The 6152-nt window shown below is 76.0% G+C and carries 1 protein-coding gene and 1 pseudogene; both read right to left on the bottom strand.

The window, feature by feature from the left end; translation table 11 throughout:
- Positions 1 to 3645, bottom strand: a pseudogene (locus MCBG_RS00055) (type I polyketide synthase); the annotation flags it as partial.
- A gap of 25 nt (positions 3646 to 3670) precedes the next feature.
- Positions 3671 to 6152 (bottom strand): beta-ketoacyl reductase (locus MCBG_RS00050; RefSeq protein ID WP_157560803.1); only part of this gene is annotated, 2482 nt, incomplete at its 5' end.

Genomic DNA, 6152 nt, shown 5'->3' with positions numbered 1-6152 from the left:
CGCCGCGCTCGGCGAGCCAGCGCAGCAGGTGCGGGGTACGCACCTGCGCGGACCCGTGCACCAGGACCGCGCCGCGGGGCCGCCAGTCCGTATCGGTGGCGCCGGCCGGGGCCCGGCGGAGCCGCCGGGCATACACCCCGCCGGCGCGTACCGCCACCTGGTCCTCGTCGCCGCCGGACGCGACGACCCGGGCGAGCGCGGCGAGCGCGACGTCGTCCGGCTCCGCCGGCAGGTCGACCAGCCCGCCCCACACGCGCGGCTGCTCCAGCGCCAGCACCCGGCCCAGGCCCCAGAGGTACGCCCCGGCCACGCCGGGAGCGGCGTCGTGCGCGTCGACGGCCACCGCGCCCCGGGTCACGGTCCACATCGGCGTGCCGTTCCCCGCAGCGGCGAGGGCCCGCACCAGCGCGGCCGTCCCGGCGAGCGCGCCGGTTCCCGCGCCGGCCGCCGGGTCCTCCGCCGCCAGCAGCGAGACCACGACCGACCAGGTGCCGTCGGGAGCGAGGCCGGGCGACGGCGTCCAGGTCGTCTCCGACCGTGACCAGCGTCGGCTCCAGGCTCGGCGCGCAGCACGGTGAGCACCGCGTTGGCGTCGGTGCCGGCCCCGGGACCTGGTTTCATCGGCGGTTTGGTTGGTAACGGGCCGGGAACAGGTCGACGCGTTTCCCAGTGGGGCGGTAGCGAAACCCCGTTCAGGTTCCGATTCCCGCGACGCCGCCGGCCCCCGGTAGGAGGGAAGGGCGGGTAGTACGTCGGCGGAGCGCGTCCTGCCCGGTCGGCGGGCAGGCCGAGCTCGGCGGGCCAGCTCGGCCGGTCGTCCCTGCGCCACGGCCGCCCAGAACTCCTCGTCCTCTCCGGTCGCGGCGGGCGGGATGAGATCCACTGTGGGCGGGTCCGGCCCAGAAACGCTCGCGGTGGAAGGCGTAGGTGGGCAGCTCGACGCGCGCGGCGTCGCTGCCGTCGAAGGGAGCCGCCCAGTCGACCCCGGCACCGCGCAGGTCGACCGCGGCCAGCGCGGCGAGCAGCGTGGTCGCCTCCGGCTGGTCCCGGCGGGCGAGCGGCACGAAGGCCGCCGGTTCCATGTCGGGCAGGCACTCCCGGGCCAGCACGGTCAGGGCGCTGTCGGGGCCGAGTTCCACGAAGGTTCCGACGCCGCCGGCGGCGAGGGTGGCGACGCCCGCGTGGAAACGGACGGTGTCCCGGACGTGGTCGACCCAGTAGCCCGGGTCCGTGGCCTGGGCGGCGGTGAGCGGCTCGCCGGTGCGGTCGGAGACGATCGGAAGGTTCGGCGGGTGCCACGCGACCTTCTCCGCGACGATCCGGAAGTCGGCCAGCATGGCGTCCATCCGGGCGGAGTGGAAGGCGTGGCTGACCCGCAGCCGACGGGACCGCCGGTCCTCGGCGGACAGCCGCCGCCCCGCCGCGAGCACGGCCTCCTCGTCGCCGGAGAGCACCACCGACCGGGGGCCGTTCACGGCGGCCAGGGACACCCGCTCGTCGAGCAGCGGGACCACCTCCGCCTCGGACGCCTGCACCGCCAGCATCGCCCCGCCGGGCGGCAACTGCTGCATGAGCCGGGCCCGGGCGGCCACCAGGGTCGCCGCGTCGGCCAGCGACAGCACCCCGGCGACGTGTGCCGCGGCCAGCTCGCCGACCGAGTGGCCGAGCAGGAACTGCGGGCGTAGCCCCCAGGCGGTGACCAGCCGGTATGCGGCGACCTCGTAGGCGAACAGCGCCGGCTGGGTGAACTCGGTACGGTCCAGCAGATCCGCGCCGGGCGAGTCGGCCTCGGCGAAGACCACCTCCCGCAGCGGCCGGCTCAAGTGCCGGTTCAGCTCCCCGGCCACCTCGTCGAAGGCGGCGGCGAAGACCGGGAACCGGCGGCACAGCTCGGCGCCCATGCCGAGGCGCTGGGCACCCTGCCCGGTGAAGAGGAACGCGACCTTGCCGGCCGGGCGGGCCACGCCTCGCACCACGCCGGGGGTGTCGCGCTCCTCGGCGACCGCGTGCAGGCCGGCCCGCAGCGCGTCGCGGTCCCCGCCGATCACCGCTGCCCGGTACGGCAGGGCCGCCCGGGTGGTGACCAGCGAGTACGCCACGTCGGCGGGGGTCAGATCGGGGTGATCGGCCAGATGCGCCAGCAGCCGCCGCGCCTGCCCGGCCAGGGCCGGTGCGGAGCGGGCCGAGACGATCCACGGTACCGGCGGGGCGGGCGTACCGGCCGGCCGGACGTCGTCGGTGTCCGTCGCGGCGGCCTGCTCGATGACGACGTGTGCGTTTGTGCCGCTGATGCCGAACGCGGAGACCGCGGCCCGGCGTGGCTGCCCGGTCTCCGGCCATGGCTGCGGGCCGGTCAGCAGGGACACCGCCCCGGCCGACCAGTCGACGTGCGGGGTGGGCTCGTCCACGTGCAGCGTGGGCGGCAGCACCCCGTGCCGCATCGCCAGCACCATCTTCATCACCCCGGCCACACCCGCCGCCGCCTGCGTGTGCCCGATGTTCGACTTCACCGAGCCGAGCCACAACGGCCGATCCGCGGACCGACCCTGCCCATACGTCGCGATCAGCGCCTGCGCCTCGATCGGGTCACCCAACGTGGTGCCCGTACCGTGCGCCTCGACGACATCCACCTGGTCGGCACCCAGCCCCGCGTTCGCCAGAGCCTGCCGGATCACCCGGCGCTGCGACGGGCCGTTCGGAGCGGTCAGCCCGCTGCTCGCACCGTCCTGGTTGACGGCGCTGCCGCGCAGCACGGCGAGGACCGGGTGGCCGTTGCGGCGGGCGTCGGAGAGCCGCTCGACGAGCAGCATGCCGGCCCCCTCGGACCAGCCGGTGCCGTCGGCGGCGGCGGCGAACGACTTGCACCGGCCGTCGGTGGACAGGCCCCGCTGCCGGGAGAACTCCACGAAGACGGTCGGGGTGGCCATCACCGACACCCCGCCGACCAGCGCCATCGTGCATTCGCCCAGCCGCAGCGCCTGGCAGGCGAGGTGCAGCGCGACCAGCGACGAGCTGCACGCGGTGTCCACGGTGACCGCCGGCCCCTCCAGCCCGAGAGCGTAGGAGATCCGGCCGCTCGCCACGGCTGCGGCGCTGCCGGTGCCGAGGTAGCCCTCGACGCCGCCGGTGACCCCGGTGAGCAGGGCCGCGTAGTCACCCTGGCTGCTGGTGGCCGCGTAGACACCGGTGGGCGCGCCGCGCAGCCGGGTGGGGTCGATGCCGGCCCGCTCGAACGCCTCCCAGGCGGTCTCCAGCAGCAGCCGCTGCTGCGGGTCCATGGCGAGGGCCTCGCGGGGGCTGATGCCGAAGAACGCCGGGTCGAAGTCCCCGGCGGAGTAGAGGAACCCGCCCTCACGCAAAAAAAAACGTGCCCCGGCTGTCGGGGTCGGGGTCCGGGTCGTAGAGCGCGCCCAGGTTCCAGCCCCGGTCGTCCGGGAACGCCGACATCGCGTCGCCGCCGGCGGCCACCAGGTCCCACAGTTGCTCGGGTGACCCGACACCGCCGGGGAACCGGCAGCTCATGCCGATGATCGCCACCGGTTCGCTGAGCGCGGCGGTGAGCTGCTGGTTCTGCTGCTTGAGCTTCTGGTTGTCGAGCAGGGACGCACGCAGCGCGCCGACGACCTCGTCCAGGGAAACATTCATCGGGCGCTCCTCAGGGCCGGCCGGGTCACGAGTCGGAGCCTTCCAGGGCCATCCGGACCAGGCCGGCGACGTCGAGTTCGCGGATCTGGGTCTCGGGTGCGGACGGCGTGACCGGGGCAGCGGACGCCACGGCCGGCGTGCCGGCACTCGTACGGGCCAGCTGGAGCAGCTGGTCGAGCAGGCCCGCCTGCCGCAGCTCGTCGAGCGGGATCGCGGCGAGGGCCCGGCGCACGGACTCCTCGTCGCCGCCGTCGCCGTCGTCCCCCGCAGCGCCCGCGAAGAGCTGCTCGTACAGGTGGCCGGCCAGGCCGTCCGGGGTGGGGTAGTCGAAGACGACGGTGGTGGGCAGGTCGTGCCCGGTCGCCGCGGTGAGCAGGTTGCGCAGTTCCACCGCCGTGAGCGAGTCGAAGCCGAGATCCAGGAAGCCCCGGTCGGTCTCGATCGCGTCGGCGGAGGGGTGGCCGAGCACCTTCGCCGCGTCGACCCGCACCATCTCCAGCAGTGCGGCCCGCCGCTCGTCGTCCGGCAGCGCACGCAGCCCGGCGAGCAGGTCCCGGGTGCCGGGCGCGACCGCCTCCGGCGCCTCGGTGGGGGCGGCGGCCAGCCCGCGTACGGCCGGCAGGTCGGCCAGCAGCGGACTGGGCCGCAGCGAGGTGAACAGCGGCTGGAAGGTGGCCCAGTCGACGTCGGCGACGGTGACGCAGCTGTCGCCGACCGCCAGGGCGTGCCGCAGCCCGGCCATCGCCACTCCGGGCGGCATCACCTGGAGGCCGCGGCGGCGCAGTTGCTCCGCCGCACCCTCGGTGTACATGCCCGACTCGGTCCACGGTCCCCAGGCGATGGAGGTGGCCGCCCGGCCCTGGCCGCGTCGCCGCTCGGCGAGCGCGTCCAGGTAGGCGTTACCGGCCGCGTACGCGCCCTGTCCGCCGCTGCCCCACACCGCCGCGATGGACGAGAAGAGCACGAACGCGTCCAGTTCGGCGTCGCCGAGCAGCTCGTCGAGGTGTTCGGCGCCGCAGACCTTCGGGGCGATGACGTACGCCAGGTCCTCCAGGGTGGTGTCGGCCAGCGGCACCACCTCGCTGACACCCGCGGCGTGCACCACCGCGCGCAGCGGCGGCCCCTCCCGCCGGAGATCGGCCAGGAGGTCGGTGACGGCGGCGCGGTCGGCGGCGTCGCAGCGGACCACCCGGCAGTCCACGCCGAGCCCGGCCAGCTCGGAGATCAGCTCGGCGGCGCCCGGGGTGCCGGTCCCCCGCCGGCTGGTCAGCACCACCCGTTGCGCGCCCTCGGCGGCCACCCAGCGGGCCACGTGCCCACCGAGCGCACCGGCGCCGCCGGTGATCAGCACCGTGCCCCGGGGCTGCCACGGCGTGAGTTCCCCGTCGGTGGTGGTGGCCGGTACGAGCCGCCGCACCAGCACCCCGGACTCGCGGACGGCGAGCTGGTCCTCCACGCCGCCGCCGGTGAGGATGCCGCCGAGACGCATCGCCGTCCACGGCTCCAGGTCAGTGGGCAGGTCGACCAGCCCGGCCCAGCGGGCGGGCTGCTCCAGCGCGGCCACCCGGCCCAGGCCCCACAGCATCGCCTGCCGCGGGTTGGCCGGGGCGTCGCCGTCGCCGAGGCCGACGGCGCCCTGGGTGACGCACCAGAGCCGGACCGAGGCGTCGAGGTCGACGAGCTGCTGGAGCAGGTGCACGGTCGCGGCGAGGCCGCGCGGCAGCGCCGGGTGCTCGGCGTGCGGGGCGTCGTCCAGGCCGAGGAAGGACAGGATCGACAGCGGCCCGTCGCCCGCGCCGAGCGCCTCGGTGAGCACGTCGGCGAACCCGCCGCACAGCTCCTCGGAGTCGGCGGCGGTGTCCACGGGCACGATGCTCACCTCGGCGCCCAGGGCCCAGGTGCAGGAGTGCAGGTCGGGGTCGTCGGCCCGGTCGGCGGGCAGCAGCACCAGCCACCGGCCGGGGTCCTGCTCCTGCGAGGTCTCCGCGATGGGCTCCCAGACCGCCCGGTAGCGGGTGCCGTCGACCAGGGCCTGCTCCCGGCCGCGCCGGCGCCACGCCGACAGGGCGGGCAGCACGGTGCCGAACGGCTGGTCGCGGTGCACGTCGAGGTCGCGGGCCAGCGACTCCAGGTCCTCGGCCTCGACCGCGGCCCAGAAAAGCGGCGCTCGACCCTCGGTGGCCTCGTCGGCGGCCACGAGGGCGGCCCACGGCGGCGGCTCCGGCCAGTAGCGCTGCCGGTCGAACGCGTAGGTGGGCAGCTCGACCCGCTGGGCGCCGGTACCGGCGTAGACGGCGGACCAGTCCGGGGAGACGCCGTGGGTGTGCAGCGCGGCGAGCGCGCGCAGCAGGGTGCTCGGCTCGGCGCGGTCCCGGCGCAGGGCGGGCACCACCAGTGGGGCCCGGCCGCCGGCCGGGGCCTCGGCCAGGACGGCCTGGGCGAGGGCGGTGAGCACCCCGTCCGGGCCGATCTCGACGTAGCCGGTGACGTTGCGCTCGCGCAGTGCC

The organism is Micromonospora sp. M42, from assembly GCF_000568915.1.
In the GTDB taxonomy this organism is placed as follows: Bacteria; Actinomycetota; Actinomycetes; order Mycobacteriales; family Micromonosporaceae; genus Micromonospora; species Micromonospora chalcea.
This window is presented reverse-complemented; position numbering and strand designations above follow the sequence as displayed.